The organism is Streptomyces sp. NPDC036984 (assembly GCF_055607665.1).
The window spans coordinates 56,420-82,940 of record NZ_JBVJRL010000025.1 but is presented as its reverse complement, the minus strand read 5'-3'; the positions used below and the strand labels follow the sequence as shown (position 1 = coordinate 82,940).

23 protein-coding genes are annotated in these 26,521 nt (G+C 70.2%); 6 read left to right on the top strand and 17 right to left on the bottom strand.

What is annotated here, in order from left to right:
* On the top strand, positions 1-440 hold a 440-nt coding region (locus ACZ7DL_RS32695; RefSeq protein ID WP_470779768.1), incomplete at its 5' end, for a hypothetical protein.
* Between the two features lie 75 nt (positions 441-515).
* On the opposite strand, the gene ACZ7DL_RS32690 is transcribed toward ACZ7DL_RS32695, so the two are convergent.
* The 3 genes from ACZ7DL_RS32690 to ACZ7DL_RS32680 form a co-directional block, all read right to left on the bottom strand.
* Complete coding sequence (locus ACZ7DL_RS32690; RefSeq protein WP_470779766.1) at positions 516-1,562, bottom strand: hypothetical protein; 1,047 nt, start codon at positions 1,560-1,562, stop codon at positions 516-518.
* Positions 1,563-1,872: 310 nt separating this feature from the next.
* On the bottom strand, positions 1,873-2,400 hold the full coding sequence (locus tag ACZ7DL_RS32685) for a DUF4232 domain-containing protein (RefSeq protein WP_470779764.1): 528 nt from the start codon (positions 2,398-2,400) through the stop codon (positions 1,873-1,875).
* 651 nt (positions 2,401-3,051) lie between these two features.
* Positions 3,052-4,023 (bottom strand): helix-turn-helix transcriptional regulator, encoded by a 972-nt coding sequence (locus tag ACZ7DL_RS32680; RefSeq protein WP_470779762.1) that lies wholly within the window; start codon positions 4,021-4,023, stop codon positions 3,052-3,054.
* Between the two features lie 194 nt (positions 4,024-4,217).
* On the opposite strand from ACZ7DL_RS32680, the gene ACZ7DL_RS32675 reads away from it, so the two are divergent.
* From ACZ7DL_RS32675 to ACZ7DL_RS32660, 4 genes are all read left to right on the top strand, one after another.
* The gene (locus ACZ7DL_RS32675; RefSeq protein ID WP_470779760.1) at positions 4,218-5,312 is read left to right on the top strand and encodes an alpha/beta hydrolase; all 1,095 of its coding nucleotides are present in this window, start codon (positions 4,218-4,220) and stop codon (positions 5,310-5,312) included.
* 31 nt (positions 5,313-5,343) lie between these two features.
* Positions 5,344-6,189, top strand: a complete 846-nt coding sequence (locus tag ACZ7DL_RS32670; protein WP_470779758.1) for a chymotrypsin family serine protease — start codon at positions 5,344-5,346, stop codon at positions 6,187-6,189.
* Between the two features lie 117 nt (positions 6,190-6,306).
* Positions 6,307-7,410 carry a trypsin-like serine peptidase gene (locus ACZ7DL_RS32665; protein ID WP_470779756.1) on the top strand — a complete coding sequence of 368 codons (1,104 nt, stop codon included), beginning with the start codon at positions 6,307-6,309 and terminating at the stop codon, positions 7,408-7,410.
* Between the two features lie 162 nt (positions 7,411-7,572).
* The gene (locus ACZ7DL_RS32660) at positions 7,573-7,971 is read left to right on the top strand and encodes a hypothetical protein (RefSeq protein ID WP_470779754.1); all 399 of its coding nucleotides are present in this window, start codon (positions 7,573-7,575) and stop codon (positions 7,969-7,971) included.
* Positions 7,972-8,392: 421 nt separating this feature from the next.
* Here ACZ7DL_RS32660 and ACZ7DL_RS32655 read toward each other — a convergent pair whose 3' ends face one another.
* Positions 8,393-10,033, bottom strand: coding sequence for a serine/threonine-protein kinase (locus ACZ7DL_RS32655; RefSeq protein ID WP_470779752.1), 1,641 nt, complete (start codon positions 10,031-10,033; stop codon positions 8,393-8,395).
* 558 nt (positions 10,034-10,591) lie between these two features.
* Complete coding sequence (locus ACZ7DL_RS32650; protein ID WP_470779811.1) at positions 10,592-11,536, bottom strand: helix-turn-helix domain-containing protein; 945 nt, start codon at positions 11,534-11,536, stop codon at positions 10,592-10,594.
* 121 nt (positions 11,537-11,657) lie between these two features.
* Here ACZ7DL_RS32650 and ACZ7DL_RS32645 point away from each other — a divergent pair, with 121 nt between their 5' ends.
* Positions 11,658-13,172, top strand: coding sequence for an alpha/beta hydrolase family protein (locus ACZ7DL_RS32645; RefSeq protein ID WP_470779750.1), 1,515 nt, complete (start codon positions 11,658-11,660; stop codon positions 13,170-13,172).
* Between the two features lie 481 nt (positions 13,173-13,653).
* Here the strand turns inward: ACZ7DL_RS32645 and ACZ7DL_RS32640 are convergent, their stop codons facing one another.
* The 12 genes from ACZ7DL_RS32640 to ACZ7DL_RS32585 all read right to left on the bottom strand — a co-directional run bounded on the left by ACZ7DL_RS32640 (position 13,654) and on the right by ACZ7DL_RS32585 (position 26,158).
* The gene (locus ACZ7DL_RS32640) at positions 13,654-14,313 is read right to left on the bottom strand and encodes a formylglycine-generating enzyme family protein (RefSeq protein ID WP_470779810.1); all 660 of its coding nucleotides are present in this window, start codon (positions 14,311-14,313) and stop codon (positions 13,654-13,656) included.
* A 143-nt stretch (positions 14,314-14,456) separates the two neighbouring features.
* The gene (locus ACZ7DL_RS32635) at positions 14,457-14,807 is read right to left on the bottom strand and encodes a hypothetical protein (RefSeq protein WP_470779748.1); all 351 of its coding nucleotides are present in this window, start codon (positions 14,805-14,807) and stop codon (positions 14,457-14,459) included.
* Positions 14,808-14,840: 33 nt separating this feature from the next.
* Entirely contained in the window at positions 14,841-15,422 is a 582-nt protein-coding gene (locus tag ACZ7DL_RS32630; RefSeq protein ID WP_470779746.1) for a nitroreductase family protein, read from the bottom strand.
* Between the two features lie 423 nt (positions 15,423-15,845).
* Positions 15,846-17,183 carry an aminotransferase class V-fold PLP-dependent enzyme gene (locus tag ACZ7DL_RS32625; RefSeq protein WP_470779744.1) on the bottom strand — a complete coding sequence of 446 codons (1,338 nt, stop codon included), beginning with the start codon at positions 17,181-17,183 and terminating at the stop codon, positions 15,846-15,848.
* 189 nt (positions 17,184-17,372) lie between these two features.
* Positions 17,373-19,064, bottom strand: coding sequence for a DUF885 domain-containing protein (locus ACZ7DL_RS32620; RefSeq protein WP_470779742.1), 1,692 nt, complete (start codon positions 19,062-19,064; stop codon positions 17,373-17,375).
* Positions 19,061-19,966: an EamA family transporter gene (locus ACZ7DL_RS32615; protein WP_470779740.1), complete on the bottom strand. Its 906-nt coding sequence runs from the start codon at positions 19,964-19,966 to the stop codon at positions 19,061-19,063. The genes ACZ7DL_RS32620 and ACZ7DL_RS32615 overlap by 4 nt, the downstream gene beginning before the upstream one ends.
* Positions 19,963-21,225, bottom strand: a complete 1,263-nt coding sequence (locus ACZ7DL_RS32610) for an ATP-grasp domain-containing protein (protein ID WP_470779738.1) — start codon at positions 21,223-21,225, stop codon at positions 19,963-19,965. The genes ACZ7DL_RS32615 and ACZ7DL_RS32610 overlap by 4 nt, the downstream gene beginning before the upstream one ends.
* A complete protein-coding gene (locus ACZ7DL_RS32605) occupies positions 21,222-22,547 on the bottom strand; it encodes an ATP-grasp domain-containing protein (protein ID WP_470779737.1) in 1,326 nt (441 codons plus the stop codon). The genes ACZ7DL_RS32610 and ACZ7DL_RS32605 overlap by 4 nt, the downstream gene beginning before the upstream one ends.
* Positions 22,544-23,968, bottom strand: coding sequence for an ATP-grasp domain-containing protein (locus ACZ7DL_RS32600; RefSeq protein WP_470779735.1), 1,425 nt, complete (start codon positions 23,966-23,968; stop codon positions 22,544-22,546). The genes ACZ7DL_RS32605 and ACZ7DL_RS32600 overlap by 4 nt, the downstream gene beginning before the upstream one ends.
* 76 nt (positions 23,969-24,044) lie before the next feature.
* On the bottom strand, positions 24,045-24,797 hold the full coding sequence (locus ACZ7DL_RS32595) for a hypothetical protein (RefSeq protein ID WP_470779733.1): 753 nt from the start codon (positions 24,795-24,797) through the stop codon (positions 24,045-24,047).
* 48 nt (positions 24,798-24,845) lie between these two features.
* Positions 24,846-25,145 (bottom strand): 2Fe-2S iron-sulfur cluster-binding protein, encoded by a 300-nt coding sequence (locus tag ACZ7DL_RS32590; protein WP_470779731.1) that lies wholly within the window; start codon positions 25,143-25,145, stop codon positions 24,846-24,848.
* Positions 25,142-26,158: an NAD(P)/FAD-dependent oxidoreductase gene (locus ACZ7DL_RS32585; RefSeq protein WP_470779729.1), complete on the bottom strand. Its 1,017-nt coding sequence runs from the start codon at positions 26,156-26,158 to the stop codon at positions 25,142-25,144. Before ACZ7DL_RS32585 ends, ACZ7DL_RS32590 begins: the two co-directional genes overlap by 4 nt.
* Between the last annotated feature and the right edge of the window lie 363 nt (positions 26,159-26,521).

Genomic DNA, 26,521 nt, shown 5'->3' with positions numbered 1-26,521 from the left:
TCTTCGCCAAGGACGGCCGCGACGCGTCATGGGCGACGCTGAACCCAGACGGGCGGGCCAGTGACTTCGTCCTGGAAGGCAACTGGATCGGCGCCGTTCTCGACGGCTCGTATTACGTCAAGCAGGGCGTCAACGGCGCCTGGACCACCATGGCCGGTGGCGGGGACGTGAAGAAGATCGCCATCGAGGGGAACAGGTTCGCGTTCTCCAACGGCGCGGGCGTGGTCTTCGCCAAGGACGGCCGCGACGCGTCATGGGCGACGCTGAACCCAGACGGGCGGGCCAGTGACTTCGTCCTGGAAGGCAACTGGATCGGCGCCATTCTCGACGGCTCGTATTACGTCAAGCAGGGCGTCAACGGCGCCTGGACCACCATGGCCGGTGGCGGGGACGTCGGGAAACTGAGCGTCGCCGATCGGCTCGAGATCTCCACGCCGTAGCCCGGCACCACCCACACTGCCCCGCCGGCGGCCTTGCGTGTAAGGCCCCCGGCCGGGGCGCGGCCGGGACACCGGCTACGCGAGCAGGTCGAGCAGTCTGCGGCCGTCGTCGGTCAGGACAAGGCGCACCTCACGCCCGTACCGGTTCCGCCGGAGCAGGCCGGCCCCTTCCAGTGCGTCGCAGTGGTACGTGACCGTGCTGACCGCGATCCGCAGCCGGTTCGCTGCGTCGCTCACCGACGGACGCAGGCGGGCGTGCAACAGCAGAGCCGCCCGAGTGGCGCCCAGCACAAGCACCAACCTGTCCCTCTCCCGCGGGTGGGGCGGACGCGTCTCCGTCAGGTGAGCGAGCCCCGGCAACGGATAGCCGATCCAGATCAGCCCGTCACCCTCAGCGCTGTAGGCGGTCGCCCGGTAGCCGGAAGCCAGCGGCACGAGCACCAGGGGCCGCCCCGCCGACGAAGCGCCCAGCGGACAGTCGTGCGGCAGCCGCAGCAGACCGTCCCCGTACCGCACGGGCGACCCGAGCGTGTTGAACACGGGCTCCAGCGTGCGCGTTACGACAGCGCGGCCGATCCGCTCCTCCTCCCGCTCCAGCAGGGGAGCGGCACGTCGCCATAGGGGCTCGAAGGCACGCCACGCGGACAGTGCGAGCCGCCGGTACACGTCCACCACGGCGTCCGGCCGGTCCGTGACGAGCCGCCACGGCCCAGGTACCGCCTCCCCGAACCGGGTGAAGACCTCCTGAGCGAGCGCGTCCGGCCGGATCAGATCCAGTTCGTCGGCGACGGTGACAGGGCCCGCACTCTCGGCCAATGTCCCACTCAGGCTCAGGGCGTCCGGCAGCCAGGACCGGCCGGCTCGGAGCAGCGCCGCCAGCAGATCGGCCTCCGCGCGTGGAACGGCCTGCCGGACGTCGTGGGCCCAGGCGGGCGGCATGCCGTGCCGGCTTTCCCCCACGGTGCTGATGAGCACCGAGAACAGGGTGGTCCCCGGTCTGCGGCTCACGACCAGGCCGGTTCCCTCCAACGGCCCGATCGCGACCGCCGCCGAACCCCCGCGTTTCCCGCCGGACGCACCGAAGACGCCTGTCTCCGCCCCGAGGTCGACTTCCCTCGCCATCCACCCTCCCCGGCAGGCACTCCCCCGCAGCACCCATCCCGCCCATGCTGGAGGGGCCGCCACCGCCGCGCAATGGGTTGGGCGCTCAGGCGGTTCGGCCGCCGAGAAGGTCCCTCCGAGAAGGGGCCGCGGCGCATGGTGCACTCTCTCAACGCTCGCGGCCGGGAGTACCTCGAAGAGTTCTGGAGGACGTGGAGCTTCCTCACGGAACGACTGGAACAGCTCCGAGAAGAGGGCAGTGCCGGCTGCGGCTGGACGACCCGACAGCGTCACTGCGGCCATGACAGCCCCGGCCGCAAGCACATGGTCCTCATCGCAGTTGCGGCGAACCCAGCTCGATGTCGATGCCGCACACCTGCGCCCGCACATGACGCCCCTTCGCATCCGTCATCTTCACGAAGGAACCGTCCTTGGTGTGCGGAGGCACCACGGTGATGCTGGGGTCGTACTCGGCCGAGACCTCGCAACCGTCGCCCGGGGCGGCCGTCGCGTCGTAGAAGAGCGGGAACTCGACGGTGTGGCCCGGGTTCAGCTCCGAGTGGACCGGCGCGGCCCCGCTCTTCGACCTACCGCCGGCCGACGGCCCCTTGCCGATGTACACATCGATGTCCGGGTAACCGTCGAAGGCGCAGGACTTCGATCCCCTGTTCTCGGCGCTGAGCATGGCCGCCGGCGTGTTCTGCTGCTGACCGGGCACACGGGTCATCTTCCAGCCCAGCTGGGACGTTCGGCATGCGGCGGGACGAGCGTCGGACAAACCCTGAGCGTTGCCGCAGGCCGCGCTCCCCAGCAGTACCACCAGGCCGAGAGAGGAGACTGCCAGTGTCCGCCGTGCCATGAGAATCCCCCTCGTGAAGACATCCCCACGGGACCCAGTGCCACCGTTCCTGCCTCACCGCCCAGCTGGATGGGGGCGAGGCGGGGGGAGGTTCCGGCGCAAGGTCCGTCCTGCATGACGGAGCGGAACTGGTTGGTGACGTACCAGGTCTGGTCCTTGATGTTCTTCGTACTTGCGGACGAACCGACAGCCGAAGCGCTCGGCGCCATCAACAGCGAGCAGCCGAGCGCGAGAGTCACGGTGGCAGCTCCGGTGAACAACGTCTTCCGGACGCGGGTAAAACGCATATGGGTCCCCGTATTGCGTGTGCGTTGCGGTCACTCACTCGGACCGCTTCGTTCAGAACGCCGCTTGAGCACAGAATGGATCAAGTACGGGCATGCTGACAGAGGGCCTTGATGACCATGACAAAGAGTCCGGGTCCGATGACGCGTCAGGGCCGTATCCGGCACCGGCTTCTGAGGAACACAGCGACCTGGTTCTCGGATAAATGCAGGCGTCGGCACCGCGCTGTACCGACTTGCCGCCGTGGAGAACCCGGCGCTGCTCGGCGACGGAATGCCGTAGCCGTGCGCTAGGCCGCACCACCGCCTGTTCTATGCCGACCTGGACGCGAGGCAGGACGAAGAGACCGGCTCGGAGCCCCGGGGTTCAGAGCCAGCCGCGCCGTGCTGCCTGGACCCCCGCCTGGAAACGGGTGGTGGCGCCCAGGCTGTCCAGGAGGGCGGAGACGCGGCGCACGACGGTGCGGCGGCCCAGGCCCAGGTGTCTGGCGATCGCGTCGTCGGTGGCGCCGCTGGCCATGAGAGTGAGGATCTGGCGGTCCCGGGCGTCGAGCTGCGTACCGATACCCGCTGCCGATACCGGAACGGCGAGTCTCCACAGGGACTCGAAGATGTTGGACAGCGCCTCGAACAGACCGGAGGGACGTATCAGGAGAGAGACGACTCCGGAGCGGTCGTCGGCGGCCAGGGTGACCACCGCCAGAGCGCTGTCGCCGATCGCCAGCTTCATGGGCGGATCGTCCAGGGTGCGCGCCTGTTCCCCGGCTTCGATCATGCGCGCCATGTTGGGCCATGCGATGGGGTCGTCGAAGGCGGAGCCGTGGTAGATGGCGCGGTAGACGACTCCGGCGGCCATGCGCTCGCGCTGCAGCGCCTCCTGCGCGAGGTAGTGGTCGGACGTGCCGGAGTACGGTGGGACGTCGATGACGCGGATCTGATGGCGCGCCGACTGCTGGAGTTGCCGGCTGACCGCCAGGACGCGTGCGGCGTCCTCGACGACTTCCAGCGCCCCGTAGTGACCTGCGTCCCTCCTGGCGGAGCGGTAGAGCCGTTCCAGCTCCGTACCGGTCCGACGCAGCGCGGTTCGCACGGCGTCGTCGCGCTGCAGCAGCGCCTCGACGACCTGAGTGGGTGGCACCGCTTCCCAAGAGTTCTGCGCGCCGCCGGAATCCGTCGTCACGACGATGTCTTCGGCGGCGAGTTCCTCCAGCACCGCCCGGACGGCCGTCTCACTCAGTCCCGTCCTGGCCGCCAACCGCGAGGCGGACGCGTGCGGGTGACTGACCAGGAACTGGTAGACCCGTCCGTGGTCGGAGTCCGGGTCGAACACGTCGTGCACGACTCCCCCCTCGCCGTACCGGAGCCGGTCAGCCCGGCCCCCGGAGACTACTGCACGGTTGGCGCACTCGCGCCAGTGGCCCGACTGCGCCACTCGTACGTATGGCGTCACGTCGAGTGATGCGATGAGATGCTCCGTGACCGGCTGACCACCCGTCCCGTCCCAAGGCGTCCAGCCCACCTCGAGGACAACCGATGAGATCAGCTCTGCCCGCCCGGTACAAGCGTGCGATGGCCGCAGCCCTCGCCCTGGCGGCGGCCCTCCTGCTTCCCGGCACACCGTCCGCGCGCGCCGAGGCCTGGGATGCGCGCCCGCCGGAGATGACCGACGGCTTCGGTCTGACCCAGGTCGGCACCACCACCGGCTCCGCCACCAACTTCGTAGTCACCGTGACCACGCCCGAGGTCGACGGTGAGCACCGCATCCGGATCCTGCTGCCCACCGACTACGCCGACCGCCCCGAAAAGCGCTACCCCGTGCTGTATTTCCTGCACGGCGCATCCGACGATCCGGGCAACCCGAACACGGCCTACCCGGCCCTCACCGCGGCCCAGTCGATGATCACCGTCATCCCGGACGGGGGGCGCAGGGGCTGGTACACCAACTGGCTCGACCAGAGCACCGCCGCCGGTGCCCAGAACTGGGAGAACTTCCACATCACTCAGGTGATCCCGTTCATCGACGCCAATCTCCGCACGGACACCGCCAGGAGAGCGCGGGCCGTAGCCGGCCTCTCGATGGGAGGTTTCGGCGCGCTGCACTACGCCCAGAGACACCCCGGCCTGTTCAGTCACGTCGCTTCGCTCTCCGGCGCCAACGAACTCTCCATGCAGCACGCCGTCATGCGCGCGGCCGTCGTCGCCACGCTCACGAACATCGGAGCCCCGCTCTGCGGCAGCTCGAACCCCACGTGCAGTCTGGACTTCGGGCCTGCGGTGTCCAGCGACGCCGTCTTCGGCACGCCGTATCCGGTCTTCGGCGCCGACTGGCGCTGGAACGAGGCGGATCCGGTGGCGCACATGGACGTCCTGGCCCGGGCCGGTACGGGCGTCACGCTCTACACCGGAAACGGGCAGGGCGACCCCGCCGAGCCGGAATTCTGGGTCCAGTCGGCGTCCCAGCACGCCAAGGAGCGTCTGGACCGACTCGGACACCGTTCCCGCTACGTGGACTACGGGGACGGGTCAGGCTGGGGCGACGACTGCGACGGCAGCCACACCAGCGGCTGCTGGGCACAGGACCTCGTCGACTTCGTCCCGCGCCTCGAGGCGGCGTTCGCGTCCTCCTGACCCCTCGCTCTCCGACAGACAGGGTTGGCACATGATGATCAGACGACTGTGCGTTCTGGTGCTGAGCCTCACAGTCCTCTGGACCGCGGGAGCCGGCGCCGCCCGGGCCGAGACGGGCAAGCGCGTCCACAACGGGATGCAGATCCTCTTCAGTCCGTCGTCGCCGTTCACCTTCTGCACGATCGGCGCGGTGGGCACCGACAGGTACGGGCACCACATCGCCATCTCGGCCGGCCACTGCCTCAGCGACCCCGACGGCACCTACGCGGACCGCGAGATCCACGACGACGTCGCGCCCGTCTACGACCGGGCGGACACCGATTTCGGCCCGATCGGACACGTGCGCTACTTCAAGGACCCCGAGGGCGCGCAGACGGGTCACATGACCAAGGACTACATGATCATCGAGCTGGTCCCGCAGGTGACGCTCTCCTCGCAGGGCCCTTACCTGAAGCAGACCGGCGAGGTGCGGGTCCCCGGCGGAACCGCCAGTCCGAACGCCCCGCACCCCGCGCTCGACACCGAGCGGCTGCTCGCCACCGAAGACAACGAACTCATCGTGTCGGGCCAGACAGGTGTGTGGTTCGGAACCATCATGGACAACACCGGGGGCATCTACCGGTCGGCAGCCGCGAACCTGACGGGTGATTCGGGCGGACCGGCCGTCTGGCACGTGCCGGGAAGCGAGCTTCCCTCCCAGGACAACGGCTTCAAGGCCGAGGGCCCCTGGGCCGGGATCACCAAAGCGATCACTTTGTCCCTGCCTCCGTTCGAGTACACCAGCTCGGCCAACATCCTGGCCGACTTGCGCGCCCGGGACGCCGCCGCACCCGCCGGCGTTTTCGGCGCGGGCTTCGAGGTGACCACCAACCCGTGAGGCCGGCCACCGGCACGGAACCGCACCGCTGCGAGGGGGAAGAGGCCGGCGCCGGCCGTCCCGGCGCAGCCGTCTCCACCGACCACCCCCGAGGAGGGGAAAGCATTGCTCACCCGCATGCCGTCGAGACGTGTCATCACCACCGTACTCGGCCTGCTCGCGTTGACAGCCGCGCTGCTGACCGCGGCACCCCAGGCACGAGCCGGTGTCCCCGCCTTCGAGCTCCGCCCGCTGGTCCCGGCCGGTCCCGACTACCAGCACAGGCTCAGGTCCGAGGTGGAGTACTGGACCCTCGGGAAGATGGCCGACGCCGGCCTCGACAACGAAGACGTGGACGCGACCGCGCCGCCCGGAGGCTGGGACGACCTCAGCAGGCCGTGGCCGCGGGAGCACGGGCGCATCTCGCGGACCGCCGGCAAGATCTTCATGGAGTACACGGACGTGGACACCGGTGCCGTCTCGACGTCCTCGTGCTCCGGCAACGTGGTGAGCAGCGCCAACCGCAGCGTCGTGCTGACCGCCGCGCACTGCCTGCGCATCCACACCCCGCTCGATGTGGGCTTCGGGAACGTCGTCGCGACCAACATGGTCTTCGTACCGGGGTTCGACGGAGCGAACCTGCCCCGCGACTCCTCCAGCACTCGGCTCCCGGGCAAGGACATCGCCCCGTACGGGGTCTGGGGGGTGACCCGCCAGTGGATCACCAGCACCTGGAGCCAGAGCGCCGACTGGCTGCTGGGGCGTGACATGGCCGCGGTTCTGGTGGCCAACCCCGACGACCCGCGCCCGATCGCTGAGGTCACCGGAGGTCAGGAGGTCGCCTTCGACCGGCCGCAGAACCAGACCGGCCACGTCTTCGGCTACCCGACCATCAACGAACGCAACTACTACCGCCCCGGTAACGTGCCCGCCACCCTTCAGCGGACTTTCGACGGCCGCAGCCTCATGGTCACCCGGGGCACCACCCGGAACGACCCCGTCTACTACAACGACGTGATGGCCGGCGCCCAGTCGCCCGGCTGCAGCGGCGGCGCCCTGCTGCAGAACTTCGACCCCAGCACCGGTGCGGGCGTCCAGGTCGGGGTCTTCTCCCGCTACGACGACCCCGCCCAGATCATCGGCATCCTCGGTTGGGTTCAGGGCCCCAACATGAGTTCCACCCACTTCGGCGCCGAGGAACAGGCCGTCTACAACACCGCCCAGGCGGCGAGCTCGGCGTAGGCGCTGTCGACGCGCGCCGACGCCGTGAAGTCGCCCACGCAGCGTCGCAGCCCGGGCGACCGCCCCGGCTGCGGGAACGCAACGGCACGTCAAGGAGCGGCAAGCCCTGGCCACCGGCGGAAGTGACGGCGGCAGCCCGCTGCCGCCGAGGAAGGAACACGCATGGCACTGTTCAAGCGCGGGGCCGACCACGGCAACCGCTGGGCCGACGATGACGGCTGGACCGTCGACCGCATGAGCGACGGGACCCTCTTCCGGTGGCGGGTGCGTATGGAGCGCATCGGCAACATCCTCCCCCGGTACCGGGAAGCCCTGGAGGCCGTGGCCCGCGAGGAGGGCTACGCCCTGAAGGAGTACGTCGAGTGGGCGGCGAACCTGACCACCGCCCGGATGGACGACACGCGGGACCGGATCATGAGCGGGCGGGCCAGCCAGCGCGAGGCCACCTTGTACGGTTGCTGGCTGGAAGCCCGCCGGGCTGTGCACGAAGTCCAGTACCGCGTGGAGGTTCGCCCCGGGAAGTTCGTCTGGAGCGGGGCATGGGGGTCCGCGCGAAGGTGAACCCGATCGCAGACGATCACGGTGGCGGGCCGGGCCGGGCCCGCGGTCACCTGGCGCGAGGCGCCGCGCTGCACGCCAATCTGCGCGGGTACGCCGGCACCCCGTGGTTCGAGGTGGACGACGGGTATCGGTTCTTCACCCGGCACGATCGGCTCGATGTCTCCGGTGACGGGATGGGTCATAGAGCTTGGCGACGTCGACTGCTGCCTCGAGAAGAACTCGGAAGACCCGGACCGCCTCGCGAGCGGGAGCAGCTACCACCAGCCCGGCAAGCTCGACGGTCACAGCGAGGGCTTCGGCGGAGTCGCCCGATACCGACCCCGACGTCGACGCCGAAGCGGGAGATGATCCGGACGCCCAGGATCTCACCCAAGCGCCCGACGTCGGTGTGACGCGTTCGGCCCGGACGGTGAGGTCGTCATCAGGTGCCTGGGCCACGGTGAAGGCGGGAGGGAGCGCCTGCTGACTGGGCGCCCTCCTCGCCGAGGGCGATCGTGTCGTCGTCCGACAGCTCCACGACGTACACGTGCCCCTTCTCGCAGGTCAGCAGGGAGGCTGAGCGGTCGGTGGGGTGGCTTGTGACCGCCTGGAGAGTGACGGTGGCTCCGCGTACGCCCCGCAGTTCGAGGGCTTCGGTGCAGCCCACCTCGCGTTGAGTGCCGGCCTCGGTGACGTTGCTGACCTGCTTGCCGGCGAGTTCTCCGACGGCGGCGGTGTGCAGGGTCAGCGTGACCTTGAACGAAGTGGTGCGGGGCGCGAGTCGTCCATCGGCGCGAGGGTTGCCCGGCCCGGTGCCGGTCCAGACTCCCGTCCACTTTCGTGGGAGCGTCGGTACGGTCGCCGAGGTGGACGGCGTGGGGCGCCCGCCGTCCTTCGTGTCCGTTCCCGCCCGATCGTCGCGTCCGTCGAACGGGTGCAACAACGCGACGATGGTCACGGTGACGGCCGCCGCAGCCGCGGCAGCGATCCACCAGGTGCGCGATGTGGATGTCGTGGACTGCGTGGTACCGGTGGCGGCCGGCGATATGCCAGTGGGGCCGCTCGGCCTTGCGCCGGAGGAGGGCGGGGGCCCGAGAACGCCTACAGGGCCGGCCTCGGCCGGAGGTGGCGGGGCCGTTCCGCCGGCGGGTGCCGGGGTGGCGGTCCGGGCGGGCGGTGCTGGAGCCGTCATGACGGTGGGCGCCGCGACGGTGGGTGCCGTGACCGTGGGTGCCGTGATCAGGCGCGCCACTTCCGCCTCGCGGGCCGCGAGTTCGTCGCCGAGGCCGGGTGGGAGGGTCTGTTTCCAGGTCGAGCCGGATCGGCGGGGCAGCAGGTCGGTCAGTTCCCTGCTGATAGGTCGCTGCTCGGGCTGCTTGGCCAGGCAGCGTCTCACGACGGGCAACAGCTCCGGTGGCAGGCCCTCGATTTGAGCCTGCTCGTGCACGATGCGGTACAGCAGCGAGGCCGCCGAGACCTCCTCGCCCGGATGCTGGAACGGGCTGCGTCCGGTCGCCGCGAACACGAGGACACAGCCGAGAGAGAAAACGTCACCGGCCTCGGTCACGATGCCCCGGGAGACCTGCTCGGGGGCCAGGTAGCCCGGAGAGCCGATGACGCCGCCGCTGCGGGTGTGCCGTGAGTCGTCGGCTGCCCGGGCGATACCGAAGTCGATGAGCATGGGCCGTTCGCGGCCCATGAGGATGTTGGACGGCTTGATGTCCCGGTGCGCCAGCGAGCAGGCGTGCACAGCCGTGACAGCAGCAGCCAGTTCGCCGGCCAGCGCACACAGGGTGACCGGCGGAAGCGGCCCGTGTGCCACGACCCAGTCGGCCAGCGACGGCGCCGGGACGTACTCGGTCGCAAGCCACTGCGGGCGGTGGCCGGGCGGACTGAAGTCGATGACGGAGACGGTGAACGGCGACCGGACGAGGTCGCTGTTGCGGACTTCCCGGGCGAACCGTGCCTCGAAGTCGGGTGCCTCGGCCAGATCCGGGCGAACGGTCTTCAACGCGAGCGGCCGTCCGGCCGTCGTACGGGACAGATAGACCTGGCCCATGCCTCCGGCGCCCAGGCGTGCCAAGATCGGGTATCCCCCGACAGCAGCCGGATCTGTCGCCTCCACCGGTTTCACGTGCCCCTCCCCCAGTCTTGCCGTCTCACCCCCGCAGCGACGGCACTGCGCGGATCTTGCGGGCGGCCAGCAGGATACGCGGACGGCATGATGGATGAACCCGGTGAAGGCGAACAGCGCGGTGCCGGCGGCGCGTGCGTGCCGATGAGCCTCGGTGGGCGCCCCCGTATCCGCAGTACCGGGAATCACGTCGTTCAGAGGGTGGTGAGGTGGCGGCGAGCAGCCGTGGATGCTGCAGTAGCACAGGGCGCGGCCTGGGGGTCCGAAGCCGCGCATGGCCTGAACCGGCAGCGGCCCGAGGCAGTCGGTCACCTCCTAGCAGCGATCGCGAGAACGTCTCCGGTACCGGGCCTGTGCGGAGGCGGTCGCGGTGACTGTGATCACCGAGCCGACAACCCGCGGGACGATGCCGGCCCCGGGGGCCGCTGATGAAGCGTGGCGGAAGGGCATGGCCGCGGCCCCTCGATCGGTACGACGGCGGACAGACCGTCGGAACAGAGCAGGTGTTTACGCCGCCTTCGCGTTGTCCCGCTCCAGTGCCACGCGCAGCCAGTCGTCCGCAGAGCCCGGGGTCGGCTCCGGCCGGCCGGCCGGCGGCGTGAGCACCACGGCCGTCAGCTCCCAGTACCGGTCCAGACGCGGCTCGGCCGCGAGCCGCGCGGCCAGCAAGCGGCGGAACTCCCGGGAGTCCCGACTGCCGTACGCGCTCGCGTACGCCGCGACATAGGCGTCCAGTGCCTCACCCGGGTACGGGTCTCGTGCTCGGCGCAGTTGCAGAGCCGCGAGCTCGTACGCCTCGGCGAGGCCCGCGTACAGCACGGCTGCCCCGCGGGCCCCAGCCACTTGGTGCACCGTCGGCTGGGGCTGCCGGCCGCCTGGGCAGGGAGCTGTCGTCATCGCGTGCAGCTGGGCGAAGGCGAGTACCTGGGTTGGGTGCGGCTCGTCGGGCGGTTGGGGAACGGCCACCTCCAGGAACGCCGTCGTCGCCCGGGCAGGCATCCGCGGCGGCAGCCAGGCGCGCCAGAAACGGGCCAGCGGTGCCGTGCTCGGCGGGGTGCTCAGCGCACCGAGCAGCCGCAGCCGTTCGGCCCGCTCCGCGGGCGGGCACTCCCCCACCAGCCGCAGCGCCGCCTCCCGCCAGCGCATGGCCTTCACCTCACTGCACAGCTCGTGCAGGCGGCTCGCGACGGCGTCCTCCAGTACGTGGCCCGCCACATCTCCGTCCTCGACGACCCGTCGCACCTCGGCCAGCGACAGGTCGAGTGCGCGCAGGGAGCGGATCAGCCTCAAACGCTCCAGCGCCTGGGGGCCGTAGCGACGGTGCCCGCCGCCGCTGCGGGCGGACTCGGGCAGCAGACCCCGGTCGGAATAGAAGCGGACGGTCTTCACGGTGGCACCCGCGCGCTCTGCGAGCTCGCCGATGCTCCAGAACTGCTCAGGTGACGTGGACAGTTGAACCTCCCTCCGGGGGAGTTCCTACGGTACCGGTGCGCGGACCGGGCGTACGCCCCGGTCCGGCGGACCATGGCGTACGCGAGCGGCGCGGCGTCATGCGTACTCGGAGGAGGGGTCCATGACGGTGTTCATCATGGTGGCGGGTGTGTTCACCGGCACCCATGTCTGGCAGGAGACGGCCGCGCGGTTGGCCGTGGCGGGCACTGAGGTGCACGCGGTGGCGCTGACGGGAGTCGATGCGGCCAGGCCCGCCCCGTCGGCCCGCGTCGACCTGGAGACGCACATCGAGGACGTGATCGCGGCGATCGACGCGGTGGACGCCGACCGGGAGATCGTCGTTGTCGGTCACGATTACGGCATCCATCCCGCACTCGCAGCCGCCGACCGGCGGGCACAGCGCATCGCCCGCATCGTGTATGTGGACTGTGTGATGCCGCAGAATGGTGTTCCGGCGCTGGCCGCCGTTCCGGACCAGGCGCTGCGCACGCAGCTGGCCGAGCGGGGTCAGTACAGTGGGCAAGAGGGTGAACTGGCGCCGCCGACTCGTGACGAGTGGGAGCGCTGGGGCAGTACCGCCGGTGTCTGCGACGCGGTCCTGGACCGGTTGACCGCCCTCGCCGTGCCGCAGCCGCTGGGCACCCTGTTGCAGCCGCTGCTGCTGACCGGGGCGGTGACCGCGGTGCCGGCCACCGGCGTGCTGTGCACCCGAAACGGCGCCGGTATCGACTTGGTGCAACGACTCGTCGACTTCGGTGACCCTGCGCTCGCGGTTCTGGCCGAACCTCACGTCAGCTTTTTCGAGCTGCCCACCGGGCACTGGCCGATGCTGTCCTGCCCCGCCGAACTGGCGGACGTCCTGCTGCGCGCGGCGGCCGGCGAGGGGCACCGTCTGCGACCGGTCGGCGTCGGCGCACCTCCCGCCCATCTGCGCCCCTTTCCGCTGGACGTACCCGAGCTGCCCCGAGACCGCAAGGGACATGTCGACCTGTACGTCCCCGACGCCGAAGAGCCGCGGCCGGCCGTGGTCTTCGTGCACGGCGGCCCGGTGCCCGCCGGGGCCCGGCCCACCCCCCGCGACTGGCCGACCCTGGTGGGATACGCCCGCCTGGCAGCCGCCGAGGGCATGGTCGGCGCGACCCTCGACCACCACCTGCACGACATCGCCGACTACGAACGCGCCGCCGCAGACGTCACCGCCGCGGTGGAACTGGTGCGGGCCGATCCCCGGGTGGACGCTGACCGGGTCGCCCTGTGGTTCTTCTCCGGCGGCGGCCTGCTCACCACGGACTGGCTGGCCAAGCCCCCGGCCTGGCTGCGCTGCCTGGCCGCCTCCTACCCCATCCTGGCGCCGCTGCCCAACTGGGGGCTGGCCGACAGCCGGTTCCACCCGGCCCGGGCCGTCACCCACGCGGGCACTCTGCCCATCGTCCTCCTGCGCGCCGGGCTGGAGGTACCCGCGATCACCGCCACCGTCGATGCGTTCGTCACCGCGGCCGGCGAATGTGCGGCGCGACTGGAACTGGTCGACGTCCCCAACGGCCATCACGGCTTCGAGACCCTCGACGCGCCCGAAGAGACTGGCCCGGCCCTGCGCCACGCGATGCGCTCAGTGATCACCCACCTGAGGAGATGACACCGGGTCCGCACCCCCTGCCCCTGCCTCACCTCACCTCATCAGATGAAGCCCCGTGGTCACCGGTCGCCTGTTGTCCGATCCACGGCTCAGGTCGGTTCGAATCCCACTGCACCGGTGGCGATCGAGCAGCGCGCGACGGCGGGGGTGATCAGCGCTCGGGCACAACGGGGGCGAACGCTGCTGGGGTGGCGCAGCCCAGCCAGATCGGCGGGCCACCGGCTTGGTACGGCTCGGTCATGGGCGGGATGTCATCGAATCGGATGGCATCGCCGTAGAAGGAGCGGGCGCGCCGGCATGGTCAGCGCCTCGATGCGCGGGCTGATCAGAGAGTCGCTGACGAAGAGCGAGGAAAAGCCGGACCGCTCCGCCTGGCAACCGGCCCTCCACCGGGTCAGACACCCCGTGAGCGTAAGTCCGCCCTGATCGGACCGTCGTCCCAGCAGGAACTCACCAAGTCCCCACCCACCGAATGAGGGTGTCAAGGCCGAGGCAGCGGCGTGGAGCGTGCGATGCGGAATCCCACGTCGTCGATCCGGAAGGTCGGATGACTGCGCCGTCGCACCGATGCCCTGCAACTCCAGTGCTCGTCGGCCCATCCGCCGCCACGGAGCACCCGGTAGGAGCCGTACACCTCGGCGTCGTAAACGTCCCAGCACCAGTCCCACACGTTGCCCAGCATGTCGTACAGGCCCCAGGCATTGGGTTGCTTGCCGCCGACAGGGTGGATCCGGCCACCCGAGTTGCCCTGGTACCAGGCGACTTCATCGAGCCGACCGTATCGCGGGCCGGTGGTGTCCGCACGACAGGCGTGCTCCCATTCGGCCTCGGTCGGCAGCCGGTACCCGTCTGCGGAGGTCTCCCATTCGGGTTCCTCGGCGTCGGTAGGGAGGCGATATGCGGGCGTCAGCCCCTCGCGCTGGGACAACGCGTTGCAGAACCGGACTGCATCCCACCAGGAGACGCCCTCAACGGGCAGCCGGTCGCCTCGGGCGCTACTCGGCCGCTGACCGGTCACCTGTGCGTACCACGCCTGTGTGACCGGGAACGCCGACATCTGGAACGGCGCAACCTCCACCGGCCAACTGCTCTGCGTCCGCCGGTCCGACAGGGTCACCCGTCCCGACGGGACGGCAACCATTTCGTTTCCTGCCCACGCATCCACAACAGACCAGCCTACCGGCGTCTTTCCCGCCTCAGCGGAGGCCGGACGCTCGGCGCCCTTGCCATGCCGCCGGCTCCAGCAGCCGCGACGACGTGCTGTCCGCCTTCCGCCCCATGTGATCATTTTCGTGCTCGCCCAGGCCGGATGGTGAGTGGTTTGTGCAGTCGTTCCAGGGCCCAGCTGCGGGTTGCGGTCAGGCAAGTCCCGGTCTCGGGCGGCAGCAGTGCTTCGTTGCCGTCCGCGACATACAGCACGTCAGGGCGAAGCTCGACGGCGGGGAAACGTGAGCGCCGGGTGAACGCCGCGCGGTACGCGCTGGGCGTCGATCCGGTCCGTCCTGTCAGGTGCCGGCGCAGGGAGTCGGCGTGAGTCCAGGGCATGTCGGCGCCGGTCACCCTGAGCCGGGCAATCTCCTGGTCGCCGTGGTGGAGCCGCCAGATACTGCCGGTGGTCAGGTTCGGGTTGGTCATGTCTCCATGATGGCGATCACCGCTCGCGCAGCCTTACGAGCTCGTCGGTTCGGGAGCGAAGACGGAGATCCGGTCGGTGACGTCCTCGGGCACCCGCCGTCTCGACGGCTCCGGCCGCTGCGGGGTGCCGATGTACAGGCAGCCCAGCAGGCGTTCCTGGTGACGCAGACCCAGCAGACGGCCGATCCGCTCGGACTCGGTGAGACCGTCGATGCGCCAGGCACTGCCGAAGCCGCGGGCGTGCAGGAGCAGCGTCAAGGAGCCGGCCATGGCACTGGTGGCGGCGAGTTGTTCCCACTCGGGGACGCAGTCGGCGCGACCGGTGTCGTTCGCGACGGGTGAGAACACCAGCGCGGCAAGGAGCGGTGCTCTGTAGGGCGTGGCCTGCCTGCATGCCCTTCGGGGCTCGGGCTGCGCGCGCTCCTGGGCGAAGCAGCGTCCCAGGGCGACGCGGCCGTCGTCGCGGACCAGGATCCATCGCCATGGTCGGAGCCCGCCGTGGTCGGGCGCGGTGGCAGCCGCTCGCAGCAGGTAGGCGAACTCCTCGTCGCTCGGAGCGGGTTCGACAAGATGGTGGTCGCTGCGGCGGGTCAGGACCGCCGTCATGACATCCATGGTGGTTCCTCCTCTGCCTGCCGGGATTCCTCTTGCGCACCGTGATCGCGCCGGCCGGGTTCCGGCGAGCACGGACCGGGGCCGCGCGGAGACGGCAGGGGCCCGTGGAGACCCGGCGGTTCCCGTGGAGACCCGGCGGTTCTCTTGCGGACCCGAAGGGCCGCCGGGAGGGCGGCCTGATCCGTTGTGGTGCCCCCGGCCCCCCGGGTCGGGGTGTGCCGGGATGCGGGCCGGACGGGGGCACGGCGGCTGGTGTTCGCCCCACCCCGACCGAGGGGGCCGGGGTTCACCCCACCCCGACCGAGGGGGCCGGGGTTCACCCCACCCCGACCGAGGGGCGGGGTGGGGAACGTGCAGGCCGGCGCCTTGGGTTGCTGTCGGTAGTATTTGCGGACTCTCGGGGCGGCGGTGAATTGCGGGCGGTCAGGTGAGGGAGCGTATGACCTTCAGGGCCCTGTCGATGTCCTTGGGGAAATTGACGATGCCGGCCGACAGGCGCACGTGCGAGACCGCGTACGGGGTGCTGCTGGCGATGACCCGGTTGTCGCGGAGGATCTGCACCACGTCCTGCGGCTTGTAGCCCTGTACGTCGAAGCAGACGATGCCTGCGGACAGTTCGGGATCGAGCGGCGTGTGCAGCGTGACGTGTTTCATGCGCGCCAGACCCTCCTTGATCTGGCTGTTCAGCTCGGCGATCCGGTTCTGGACCCGGGTACGTCCGATCTGCCGGTGGAAGCGGAACGCTTCGGTTGTGGCCCACTGGTGTTCGTAGGCGAAGAAGCCTCCCGGGCTGACCCACGCGGCCTGGGTCGGGCCGGCCGGCGGGCGGCCCTGCCGCCAGGCATCGGTCGTCTCGCTGGCCATCAGGCTGGGAATCGTCGGCTGAAGAAGCGCCCAGTTCTCCGGCTTCGCCCAGATGATGCCGGTCCCGTGCGGTCCGAGGATCCACTTGTGCGTACCGGCGGAGAAGAAGTCGCAGCCCATCTTCGCGACGTCCTCGTCGACGACGCCGAAGCCATGGACTCCGTCCACCACCAGCAGGAGGCGATCGGCTTCGTCGCGATGGCGGTTCACTTCCGCGACGGCGGCCGCGATCTTGGCGATCGGCAGCCGCACGCCGGTGCCGGAGTGGACCCAGGTGATGCCGAGGACCCGGGTGTGTGGGCGTACGGCGGCGCGTATCCGGGCTATGGCCTGGTCCACGGAGAAGTTCAGCGACGATTCGTAGAGCGGGATCTTGCGCACGCTCGCGCCCCACTTGTCGGCGGCCAGACGCATGGATTCGTGGTGCGGGTAGAACTCGTGCGTGGTCGTGAGGATCTCCTGGCCGGGCTTCAGGCGCAGGCCGTTGTAGATGAGGGCAAGGCCCATGGTGGTGCTGCTGGTGAGGGCGATCTCGTTCGGCTGCCCGCCGACGTATTCGGCGGCGGCGGCGCACACGGTGCGCCACAGCATGTCCTCGTCGCGGCCGAACATGTTGTCCTCGAGGAAACTGTAGGGGTTTTCGTCGAACGCCTTCCGGTATTTCGCGATCGCTTCGCGGACGGGAGTCGGGTTCGAGGCGAAGAAGAAATTCGACAGGTGTGCGAGGTCGGGCGCGAGCCGGAACTGTGCGCGGACGGACTTCCAGTCGCTCGGCACGAAGGGCTGGGATGCGGCGTGGGGTGTGGCAGCGGCGTTTCCGTTTGCCGCGGATCCCAGGGCCAGCGCGGAAGCCGCGATACCGGAGCCGGCCAGGATTTTACGACGCGAAAGAGACACGAGCACTCCTCCATTGCATTTCACAGAGTGGTTTGCGTATCGCCGGGTGAAGACAGCGGCGGTGCATCGCAGTCATTTTTTCGAGGTGCGCCGCCGAAAGTAAAAGTGCTCTTTTCGGGCCCGTCAAGGCGGTTATCCGAAACATTCGGCGGCATAGTGGGGTACTGAATTGATGACGCCGGCTTCTCCTCAGTCGTCCGAGGGGGTTTCCGGGTGCTCAGGGGCAGGCAGCGGGGGCCGGCGGGTCAGTTCGGTGCGCAGCAGGTCCAGGCCCATCGGCCCCATCTCCAGGGCGTGTCGGTGGAACTGCTTGAGGTCGAACGCGGCGCCGTGGCGGCGGCGGGCCGTTTCCCGCGCCTCCAGCCACACCCTCTCCCCCAACTTGTAGGCCAGGGCCTGCCCGGGGCGCCCCAGATACCGGTCGATCTCGAAGGCGACGAAGGCCGGCGGGCCCAGCCCCAGGTGTTCGGCGAGGAACTCGCGGCCCAGTCGGGGAGTCCACCGCTCCCGCTCGTGGAAGGCGGTGCCTGCGGGGATCGGCAGCCGCAGGTGCAGCCCGATGTCGAGCACGATGCGCGCGGCGCGCAGCTGCTGCCCGGCCAGCAACCCCAGCCGGTGCTCCGGGTCGGCGAAGTACCCCAGTTCGTCCATCAGCCGCTCGGCGTACAGGGCCCACCCTTCGCAGTGCCCCGGGTGCAGTTCGCACGACAGCCGCTGGAAGCGGTTGAGGGTGGCGGTGTCGAGGGTCGTCACGCCCAGCTGGAGGTGATGGCCCGGGACGCCTTCGTGGAACATCGTGCTCGGCACCGTCCACGTCGGGATCGGCGCGCCGGTGTCGGTCAGCGGCCACCACAGCGTCCCGGGACGCGACAGGTCCTCGCTGGGCGCCAGATAGTAGGCGGGCCCGTCGGCGGGGGCGATGCGGCAGTCGATCCGCCGCAGCGGCCGGGGGATCGCGAAGTGCCGGCCGTCGAGGTCGGCGATGGCGCCGTCGGCGAGTTCCTGGATGAAGTCGCGGAACGCCTCGGCGCCCGTCACCTGGTGGCGCGGGTGGCTGTCGAGCGCGGTCAGCACCGCCGGCACCGGTTCGCCGGGCGCGATCTGCGCCGCCGCCTTCGCCATCTCCCGCCGAAGGCGGGCCAGTTCGTCCCAGCCCCAGGCGTAGGTCTCCTCCAGATCCAGCCGGGTGCCCAGAAACTCCCGTACCCCCAGCTGGTAGCGGTCCCTTCCCAGCCCGTCCAGCGTGGGTGCATCCGGCGCGAGCTCCTGCGACAGGTACGCCGCGAACCCTGTCAGCGCCTCGTTCGCCGCCGCCGCGGCCTCCTCCAGGGCGCCGCGCAGCACGCCGTCGCCGTGCCCGGCGGGCAGCCCCGCCAGGTACTGCCGCATGTCCCGGCACTCCCGGGCGTTGCGGGCCACCTGGCGGTAGGGCGCGACGCGGCCGCCGCGACGCGCGGCGGCCAGGCTCTCGCGCAGCCCCGCCAGCGTCGCCGGAACGGCCCGCAGCCGCGCCAGCAACGCCTCCCACGCGGTCTGGGCGCCCTGGTCCAGCAGCCCCACCGCGTGCCGTACCCGCTGGATGGGCCCGTCAAGGGTGTCCAGCAGCGTGCCGTAGGCGTCGGCGTCGGCCAGCGCCACCTCGGTGGCGAGCCGCTCACGCAGCACCGCCACCGCGACCCGTTCGGCCTGCCCCGCCACGGGTGTGTCGTCGACCGCCTTCAGCGTGCGACGCGCCAGCTCCGTCCGTGCCTGCGCCGCCTGCGGGCTGAAGTCGGTGAGCCGCTCCTCCTGCCCGGCGATGCCCATCACCGCGGCCAGACACGGATCCAGTTCTGCCAGCTCATCGACGTACCGGTCCGCGAGATCGTCGAGGGCGGTCATCGGGTGCGACTCGCCGACAGGAGCCGGGCTGCGGACGGGGCCTCGGCCAGCCGCCTGCCGTACAGGCCGATGACCAGACCGGTGACGATCAGAGCTCCCGCCAACAGCTTGAGCGGCGGCAGCGGCTCGTCGAAGATCAGCACCGAGCTCAGCACGCCGAAGACCGGAACGAGCAGGGACAGCGGCGCGACGGTCGACACCGGGTACTCGCGCAGCAGCCAATTCCATACGGCGTAGCCCAGCACGGTGTTGGGGTAGGCCTGGAAGAGGATGGACAGGACGGCCGCCCATCCGATCTGGTGCTCCAGCTCGGTGTAGCCCGTGGTGCCGTTCACGGCCAGATCCAGCAGGAACAGCGGGATCGGTGAGAACAGGCTGGACCACACCATGAACGCCAGCGTCTCCTTGGGCGCGGCCTTCTTCAGGATCACGTTGGCCACGCTCCACGCGATGGCGCCGAACAGCACCAGGGTGACGCCGGCGATGGTCACCGTGCCGTCGGTGACGAACGTGATGGAGAACAGGCCGGCCAGTGCGACCGCGATTCCCAGGTACTGGAACCGCGACAGCGACTCGCGGAACACCACGGCTCCGAGCAGGATCGTCAGGAAAGCGCTGAACTGAAGCAGCAGCGAGGCGATTCCGGACGACAGCCCGGCCTTGATGCCCAGGTTGACCACGCCCCACAGCCCGACGCCGAACACCAGCCCGTAGCCGACGGTGTACCGCCAGGGCACCTGGGGCCGCTTGAGGAAGAACACCGCGGGCAGCGCGCAGAGCGCGAACCTGATTCCGGCCAGGATGAAGGGGTCGACGCTCTTGAGCCCGATCTTGATGATCGAGAAGTTCAGGCCCCAGATGGCGGTGATGGCCACTGCGAGCAGGATGTGCTGTTTCTTCATGCCGGGACCTGTTCCGAAGTGAGGGGGGCGGCCGCGCGGGTGTGCACCGAGAGGGAGTCGAACAGGTCGACGATGAAGTCCCGGGTCTCCTCGGGGGTGTCGCCCGTGACGATCCCGGCGAGGACCGTCTCGCCTGCCTGGTAGGTGATGTGGTCGGGCAGCGGCGCGCCGTGGGGCAGTTCGTGCCAGGCGAGTACGCGCGGACTGGTCCGGAAAGCCGCGGTTCCCTGCAGGCCCTGGAACGCCCGGCCGGCCAGGTGGTGGCCGGGGTGGACGAACCAGCCGTACAGGCGCCGGCCGGCGGGCGGCTGGGGCAGTGTCCCGGCGACGGGCTCGCCGAGCAGGACGCGCAGCTCGTACGAGGGCAGGTGGACGCCGGTGGCCAGTTCGACGGTCGCCACCACGTCGGCTCCCCCGACCCGGTTGCCGACCTCGAGGAAGACCAGCTCCCCTTCGTGGACGATCGCTTCGAGGTGGAAGCTGCCGTCCTCGATGCGCACGGCGGCCAGGGCGCGCGAGACCCATGCTCGCGTCTGGTCGGTCACGGGGATCTGGAACGATCCCATCGGCCGGCCCTGCGCGTACGTCAGGCACGTGCCCACATATTGGCTCGCGCTGAGGACCAGGATCTCGCCGTCCTGCACCAAGCCGTCGAAATGCCTGACGGGTCCGGACAGGAACTCCTCGACCTGGAAGTCCTCAAGATGGCTGCCGGCGTCGAGGCGGGCGACGCCGGTGCGGCCCTCGGTGATCGCTGCGGCGGCCTGGCGGGGGGTGTCGAACACGAGCACGTCCTCGCTGGAGGCGCCGCGGTGCGGCTTGAGGACGGTGGGTCCGTGCCAGGGCACCTGGCCGTCGAGCCGGAGGAAGCGCGGCGCCGGCAGGAAGCGCGGCACCCTCAGGCCGGCCTCCTGGACCGCCTGCTTCATCAGGACCTTGTCGCGGGAGAGCGCGACCTGGTCCATGGGTGCGCCCGCGACGCCCAGGTGTTCGCGCAGCCGGGCGGCGTCGAGCAGCTCGTACTCCGACATCGAGATGACGCGGTCGAAGGCGCGGGGTCGCTGCGCCAGCCAGGTGCGGGCCTCCTCGAAGGCCGAGCGCGTGCCCGGACGGCTCACACGTTCACAGCGCAGGTCGGGCGGCAGGGTGGCCAGCGCCTGGTCGGTTCCGAAATAGGTGACCTCGTGCCGGTCGTGGCAGATCCCCCGATGGTATTCGATCTTGAAGTAGGGCACGCGGTGCAGGATGAGAATCTTCATCGGGCCTTCCTGACGGGAGCGGGCAGGGCGAGGGCGCGGTCCAGGGCGTGCGGCCAGGCCTGGCGCAGGGCGTGGACGACGGTGCGGATGTCGGCGCGCTCGCCACGCAGGACGACGCAGCCCTGCGCCGCGAAGTCCGCGTTGTCGCGGGCGACGGCATGCAGGTCGCGGCGCTCGGGCGACAGCCAGGAGAACTCCGTGACGGCCAGCTCCGCGTCACTCAGTCCCAGCCGTTCGGCGGTGGCCCGCACGGCGTCGGCGAACGGGTCCGCGCCGGGTGCGACGTCGTCCGGGCAGAACGCGCGGTCGCTGCCGACGCCGAGCATCACCGTCGCCGCCGAGCAGCCGGGAACCAGCCGCTGCGCGCCGGCCGCCGTGCCGAAGGCCGCGTCGATCCAGCGGTGGTGCAGGTCGATGCCGTAGACCCAGCGGGCCAGCGACCAGATCTTCATCCCGGCCGGCCGCCGGTTGGGCTCCACGATCGCGGCGCTCAGCCCGTCGTCGCTGAGCTTGATCTCGTTGTGGAACGGTCCGTCCAACTGGCCGACCAGCCAGTTCGCCAGCCGTCCCGCACGCTGGAGCGTCGCGCGCTCGTGCTCGTGCACCTGGGCGGGCAGCACCTGCGCGATCTCGACGGGGTACCGGCCGCGGGCGCTGATCTTCTCGGTGAGGAACTCCAGCGGGCCCAGCCCGTCGAAGGAGTACTCGCGGCGGTAGGGGATCAGCTCCTCGCAGATGACCCCGCCCTCCAGATAGGGCAGCACCTCGGCGAACGCCGCCGTCAGGTCGTCGCCGGGACGGACCACGACCACGCCCCTGTTGTTGCCCTCGGCCGCGGGCTTGACGACGAAGCCGCCGGGATGGTTGTACGCGAAGTCGCTCAGCTGGTCGAGCGAGGCGATCTCGGCGAAGGCGGGCACCATGATGCGTTGCGCCGCCAGCAGGTCGGCCACGCGCCCTTCCTGGAGCCGGTAGCGGTACTTGGAGAACGCGCCCTCGGCCAGGTGCGGCGAGTCGGTGCACACGCCCAGGCGCTCGAGCAGCTCCGCCCCGCTGCGCACGGCGTTGTCGGAGAAGACGATGCCCGCCCGGATGCGCTCGCCTCGGTCGCCGAGCAGTTTCTCGCCCATCTGCGCGAAGTCGTCGCGCAGCGGATCGAGGTCGATCACCTCGTCGGCGATGGCGTGGTCGCTCTCGGTGGGATGGGCGCGGATCAGGACCACCGTCGCGCCGTGGCGTTCGCGGGCGTGGTCACCCAGGTGGCGGACCTCGTCGATCCGGCTCAGGTTGTAGTCGACGATGAGGAGGATCGGCCGGTTCATCCGCGCTCCGTCTCGTACACGATCTCGATCGCTCGCCGGGAGGCGGGCAGCAGCTCGGGCAGGACCGCATCGCGGCCGGCTCGGTCCATGCGCCACAGCACTTGGCCGAGGAACACCTCTCGCGCGGTGGGTTCCACGACGTCGCCGGGCTTGAGCAGGACGTGTGAGAGGGCCGGCCGCAGCGGGAGGTCATCGTTCAGCGTCACCGCGCCGATCGTGCCGGGGGCGGCGAAGAAGACGCGGAAGAACGTCGCGTTGCGGCTGGCGGTGGTGCCGTCCGCGGCGAACGACAGGCCTTTGAGCCGCTCGCAAAACGATGCCGGGCGGCGGGCGGTGAGCAGACAGTCCAGCCAGAGGTCGAGCAGGCCGGGACCGCCGGTCAGCGCCGCCACGCTGGGCGAGATCAGGCTGCCGCCGACGCGGGGGTTGACCTCGATGAGATCCCAGCCGGACGGGGCGTGCCGGGCCTCGATGTGGAAGCAGCCCCAGCCGAGACCGAGGAGGTCCACAACGCCGGCCACCCAGCGGATCCCGGCGGCGATCTCTTCCTGCGCAAGGCTCGTGGGCGGGCTGACGCAGGCGTTCTCCAGCACGGTGCTCGCCGCCTCGGTCACCTCGCACTTCTCGTGCACGGCCACCACATGCGGCTCGCCGTCGACGGCGATCACCTCGAAGCTGAACTCCCGCCCGGGTACGTAGTCCTCGATGAGGAAATCCACCCCCACGCCCCCGCCGTCATCCGCGCAGCCCTCCTGGTCCGCGCTGGTGTCCGGATCCGGGTACGTCTCAGGTTGCGCGGGACCGGCGGGATACGGGCCGGTGGTGAAGGCGTCGGCGTAGACCGTGTCGCGGCGGGCCTGGGCGGCGATGCGTTCCAGGTCGGCCCAGGTCACCTCGGGGGTGAGGGGGAACGTGCCGAACGAGGCGATGCCGCTGACCGGCTTCACGAAGTAGCGGCCGGGCGCGCTGTGGCGTTCGGCGAGCGTCTGGGGGGTGAGCGCCACCGCCCGGCCCCGGCTGAGGCCGGCGTCGGCGAGGCGGTTGCGCAGTGTCAGCTTGTCGCGCAGCTGAAGGACCTGCTTGTCCTCCAGGTCCGGCACTCCCAGACGGGCGTTGGCCAGCGCCATCAGGTGCCGGTAGGCCTCCCAGACGGTGAGACAGCACTGCACCGCCACGCCCTCGGCCTGAAGACGGTCGAGGTAGTCCTCGACGTCGCCCGGAGTCAGCACATGGCCGGCGGTCACCCGGACGTCGTCGGCGAGGCCGGCCAGCTCCCCGGGCCTTGATCCCTGGTACGCCGGCTCCGGCAGCGAGCTGAGCACATAGGTCTTCAGCCCCCGCGCCGTGACCGCGCCGACCAGGTCCTCCATGAACGAGAACCCGACATGGCTGAGCAGCAGCACTCCCCTGGCGTTTTCCATGCTCAATCCGGCCTCCTCACCGGGCAGGCGGGGGCGCGGCGCACAGCCGCGCTGCGCCCCCGCCGGGGACAGGGCTTTAGGCCGGCTGCTTGTCGGCCTTGGCGAGGGTGTCCAGGTAGAGCTCCTCGAAGTACTGCGCCAGGATCCTCTGGTGCTCGCGCAGGTACCGCTTGAACGCGGCGATGTCGTCCTCGCTGCGCAGGAGGTGCCGGACGGCCGCCCACACCTCGCCGGGGTGGTCGTCGTTGATGTCGGTGTGCGAGTGGTTGATCTGGCCGCCGATGTTGCCCTCGCCGACCGACTCCTTCAGCGCCGTGAGCTTCTTGGGCTCCAGCTTCACGTTGACGTACTCGACGAGGTAGGAGTACGCGACCACGCCGAGGGGGCCCTCGTGGTCCAGCAGGTAGGAGAAGTAGCCGGTCAGCAGCTTGGTGGAGAGGTAGGGCTCGGTGGCCAGGAACTGCTCGCGCGTCACGCCCACCTTCTCCAGGTCGGCGATGAACAGTTCGTCGTGGAGCATTTCCTCCTGTTCGTAGTTGGCCCACACCTGCGCCGCCTCGGGGCTGCGCTTGGCGATCTCCGCCAGCGCCTTGGCCTCGGCCACGCGCAGCAGCCGGATACGCCAGGCGGTCTCGATCAGGTTCCGCTTGTAGTACGCGGAGTCGACGTTCTCGCCCTCCAGATGGGCGGCCTCGGGGACATTCGCGTACCACTCGAGGACCTGCTGGTCGAGCTGCTGGTCGATCTCGGCACGCAGCCGGGCCGAGGCGGTCGCGCTGAGGAACGGGGTGCGCTCCCCGTAGCCGACGTTGGTCACGCGGTTGGGCATGGTTGACCTTTCTCGTGAACGCTCACACCTTTCAGGTGCGGGCGGTTTTCAGATGTCGTCGGCGACGCGGACCGTCGCGTCGCCCCGCAGCCGGCACTGGCAGGCCAGGCGGTGCGAGCCGCCGGTCCGGCCGAGGTCTTCGAGGAAGTCGAGTTCGTCGTCGTCGGGTTCGCCCAGGCCGGCGAAGCCCTCCAGCACTTCGATGACGCAGGCGCCGCACGACCCGGAGCGGCATCCGAACGGGATGAGCCGCTGCGAGGTCTCGTACTCGACTTCGGTCAGGGCAGATCCGGCGGGCAGCAGGATCTCGGTGCCCGCGGGAAGAATGGTCAGCTTCTTCAGGGTCATGACAGCAGCGCGGCCTCGCGGTCGGTGGAGTGCTCGGGTGCGAGACGGGCACCGGGGCGCAGTTCGACCGCCGCGTGGTTCACCGCGGTCGCCGCCTCGCCGAAGCCCACCGACAGAAGCGGGACGCGACCCTCGTAGCAGCAGATGTCGCCGACCGCGTACACCCCCGGCAGATTCGTCCGCATCGCCCTGTCGACCTCGATCCGGCGGTTGGCCAGCCCAAGCCCCCAGTCGGCGATCGGGCCCAGCTGGGTGATGAATCCCAGCGCCGCGACAAGGGCCTGCGCGGGCAGTGTCCGTTCCTCCTCGCCGGCGCGCACACACACCTTCTCCAGACGGTCCGCGCCGTGACAGGCCGTCACCTGCGCATCGGTCAGCACGCGCACACCCCTCGCGTACATCTGCCGGACACCGTGCTCGTGCGCGCGGAAAGCCGAACGCCGGTGGACGACGGTGACGGACCGGGCGATCGGCGCCAGAGCGAGAGCCCAGTCGACCGCGCTGTCACCGCCGCCCACGATCACCACGTCACGGCCCCGGTGCTCCTCCGGACGCGGCACGTGATACGCCACGCCACGCCCCTGGTAGGGCTGCAGGCACGGCAGCGTGCGTGGGACGGGGCGGCCCAGGCCGGCCGCGATCACGACAGCTCCCGCACGGACCCGCCCGCCGTCCTCCAGCCCGATCATCCAGCCCGCCGCCTGGCGCGGTGTCAAGGACAGAACCGTCCGGCCGAGCAGATAGCGCGGAGCGAACGGCGCCACCTGCTCGACCTGCTCGACCAGGTTGTCGACCAGTTCCCGGCCTCGCACGGCCACATGACCGGCGACGTCATGGATCCTCTTTTCCGGGTACAGAGCCGCTATCTGGCCCCCCGGCTCGGGCAGGCAATCGACTATCACACTGGAAAGCCCCCTGAACCCGGCGCAGTAGGCGGCATACAGGCCGGCCGGACCCGCCCCGACGACGGCCACATCCACGCTCGTCTCCGCGCCGGCCAAGATCGTCTCCACTCGATCCCCCGCTCGGTTCATCCTGAACTCCAGGCTCTTTTCGGCGTTCGGTCGAACAGCTCGGACATCTCGAAAAATCCCGCGGCTGCCGGTCACCCGGTCAGACGACCGGGGATCTTCCATTCATGCCGCCCGGCGTTTTCCACGCCGCTCACAAAAACACCACAGCGGAATCCACGTCCGGTCGAGGACGCTCACCACCGAGCGCTATTTCATCATTCATGGACCTGATCACGCCGTCAAGAAAAGAGGCCGGAATTCCGCCGCTCATATACGCGGGCAGAAATGAGGGAGGGTGTGAATGGGGGGGCAAGAATGGGGCGGGAATGAGAGGGGCTGTTCTCACGGCCCGGGCCGGACCAG

Coding starts and splice junctions, on each gene's coding strand:
- ACZ7DL_RS32670 (WP_470779758.1), top strand. CDS start 5,344: ATGATGATCAGACGACTGTGCGTTCTGGTGCTGAGCCTCACAGTCCTC.
- ACZ7DL_RS32685 (WP_470779764.1), bottom strand. CDS start 2,400: ATGGCACGGCGGACACTGGCAGTCTCCTCTCTCGGCCTGGTGGTACTG.
- ACZ7DL_RS32590 (WP_470779731.1), bottom strand. CDS start 25,145: ATGACCCTGAAGAAGCTGACCATTCTTCCCGCGGGCACCGAGATCCTG.
- ACZ7DL_RS32645 (WP_470779750.1), top strand. CDS start 11,658: ATGACGGTGTTCATCATGGTGGCGGGTGTGTTCACCGGCACCCATGTC.
- ACZ7DL_RS32660 (WP_470779754.1), top strand. CDS start 7,573: ATGGCACTGTTCAAGCGCGGGGCCGACCACGGCAACCGCTGGGCCGAC.
- ACZ7DL_RS32605 (WP_470779737.1), bottom strand. CDS start 22,547: ATGAACCGGCCGATCCTCCTCATCGTCGACTACAACCTGAGCCGGATC.
- ACZ7DL_RS32665 (WP_470779756.1), top strand. CDS start 6,307: ATGCCGTCGAGACGTGTCATCACCACCGTACTCGGCCTGCTCGCGTTG.
- ACZ7DL_RS32620 (WP_470779742.1), bottom strand. CDS start 19,064: ATGACCGCCCTCGACGATCTCGCGGACCGGTACGTCGATGAGCTGGCA.
- ACZ7DL_RS32600 (WP_470779735.1), bottom strand. CDS start 23,968: ATGGAAAACGCCAGGGGAGTGCTGCTGCTCAGCCATGTCGGGTTCTCG.
- ACZ7DL_RS32630 (WP_470779746.1), bottom strand. CDS start 15,422: ATGGATGTCATGACGGCGGTCCTGACCCGCCGCAGCGACCACCATCTT.
- ACZ7DL_RS32610 (WP_470779738.1), bottom strand. CDS start 21,225: ATGAAGATTCTCATCCTGCACCGCGTGCCCTACTTCAAGATCGAATAC.
- ACZ7DL_RS32635 (WP_470779748.1), bottom strand. CDS start 14,807: ATGACCAACCCGAACCTGACCACCGGCAGTATCTGGCGGCTCCACCAC.
- ACZ7DL_RS32675 (WP_470779760.1), top strand. CDS start 4,218: ATGAGATCAGCTCTGCCCGCCCGGTACAAGCGTGCGATGGCCGCAGCC.
- ACZ7DL_RS32640 (WP_470779810.1), bottom strand. CDS start 14,313: ATGGTTGCCGTCCCGTCGGGACGGGTGACCCTGTCGGACCGGCGGACG.
- ACZ7DL_RS32690 (WP_470779766.1), bottom strand. CDS start 1,562: ATGGCGAGGGAAGTCGACCTCGGGGCGGAGACAGGCGTCTTCGGTGCG.
- ACZ7DL_RS32615 (WP_470779740.1), bottom strand. CDS start 19,966: ATGAAGAAACAGCACATCCTGCTCGCAGTGGCCATCACCGCCATCTGG.
- ACZ7DL_RS32595 (WP_470779733.1), bottom strand. CDS start 24,797: ATGCCCAACCGCGTGACCAACGTCGGCTACGGGGAGCGCACCCCGTTC.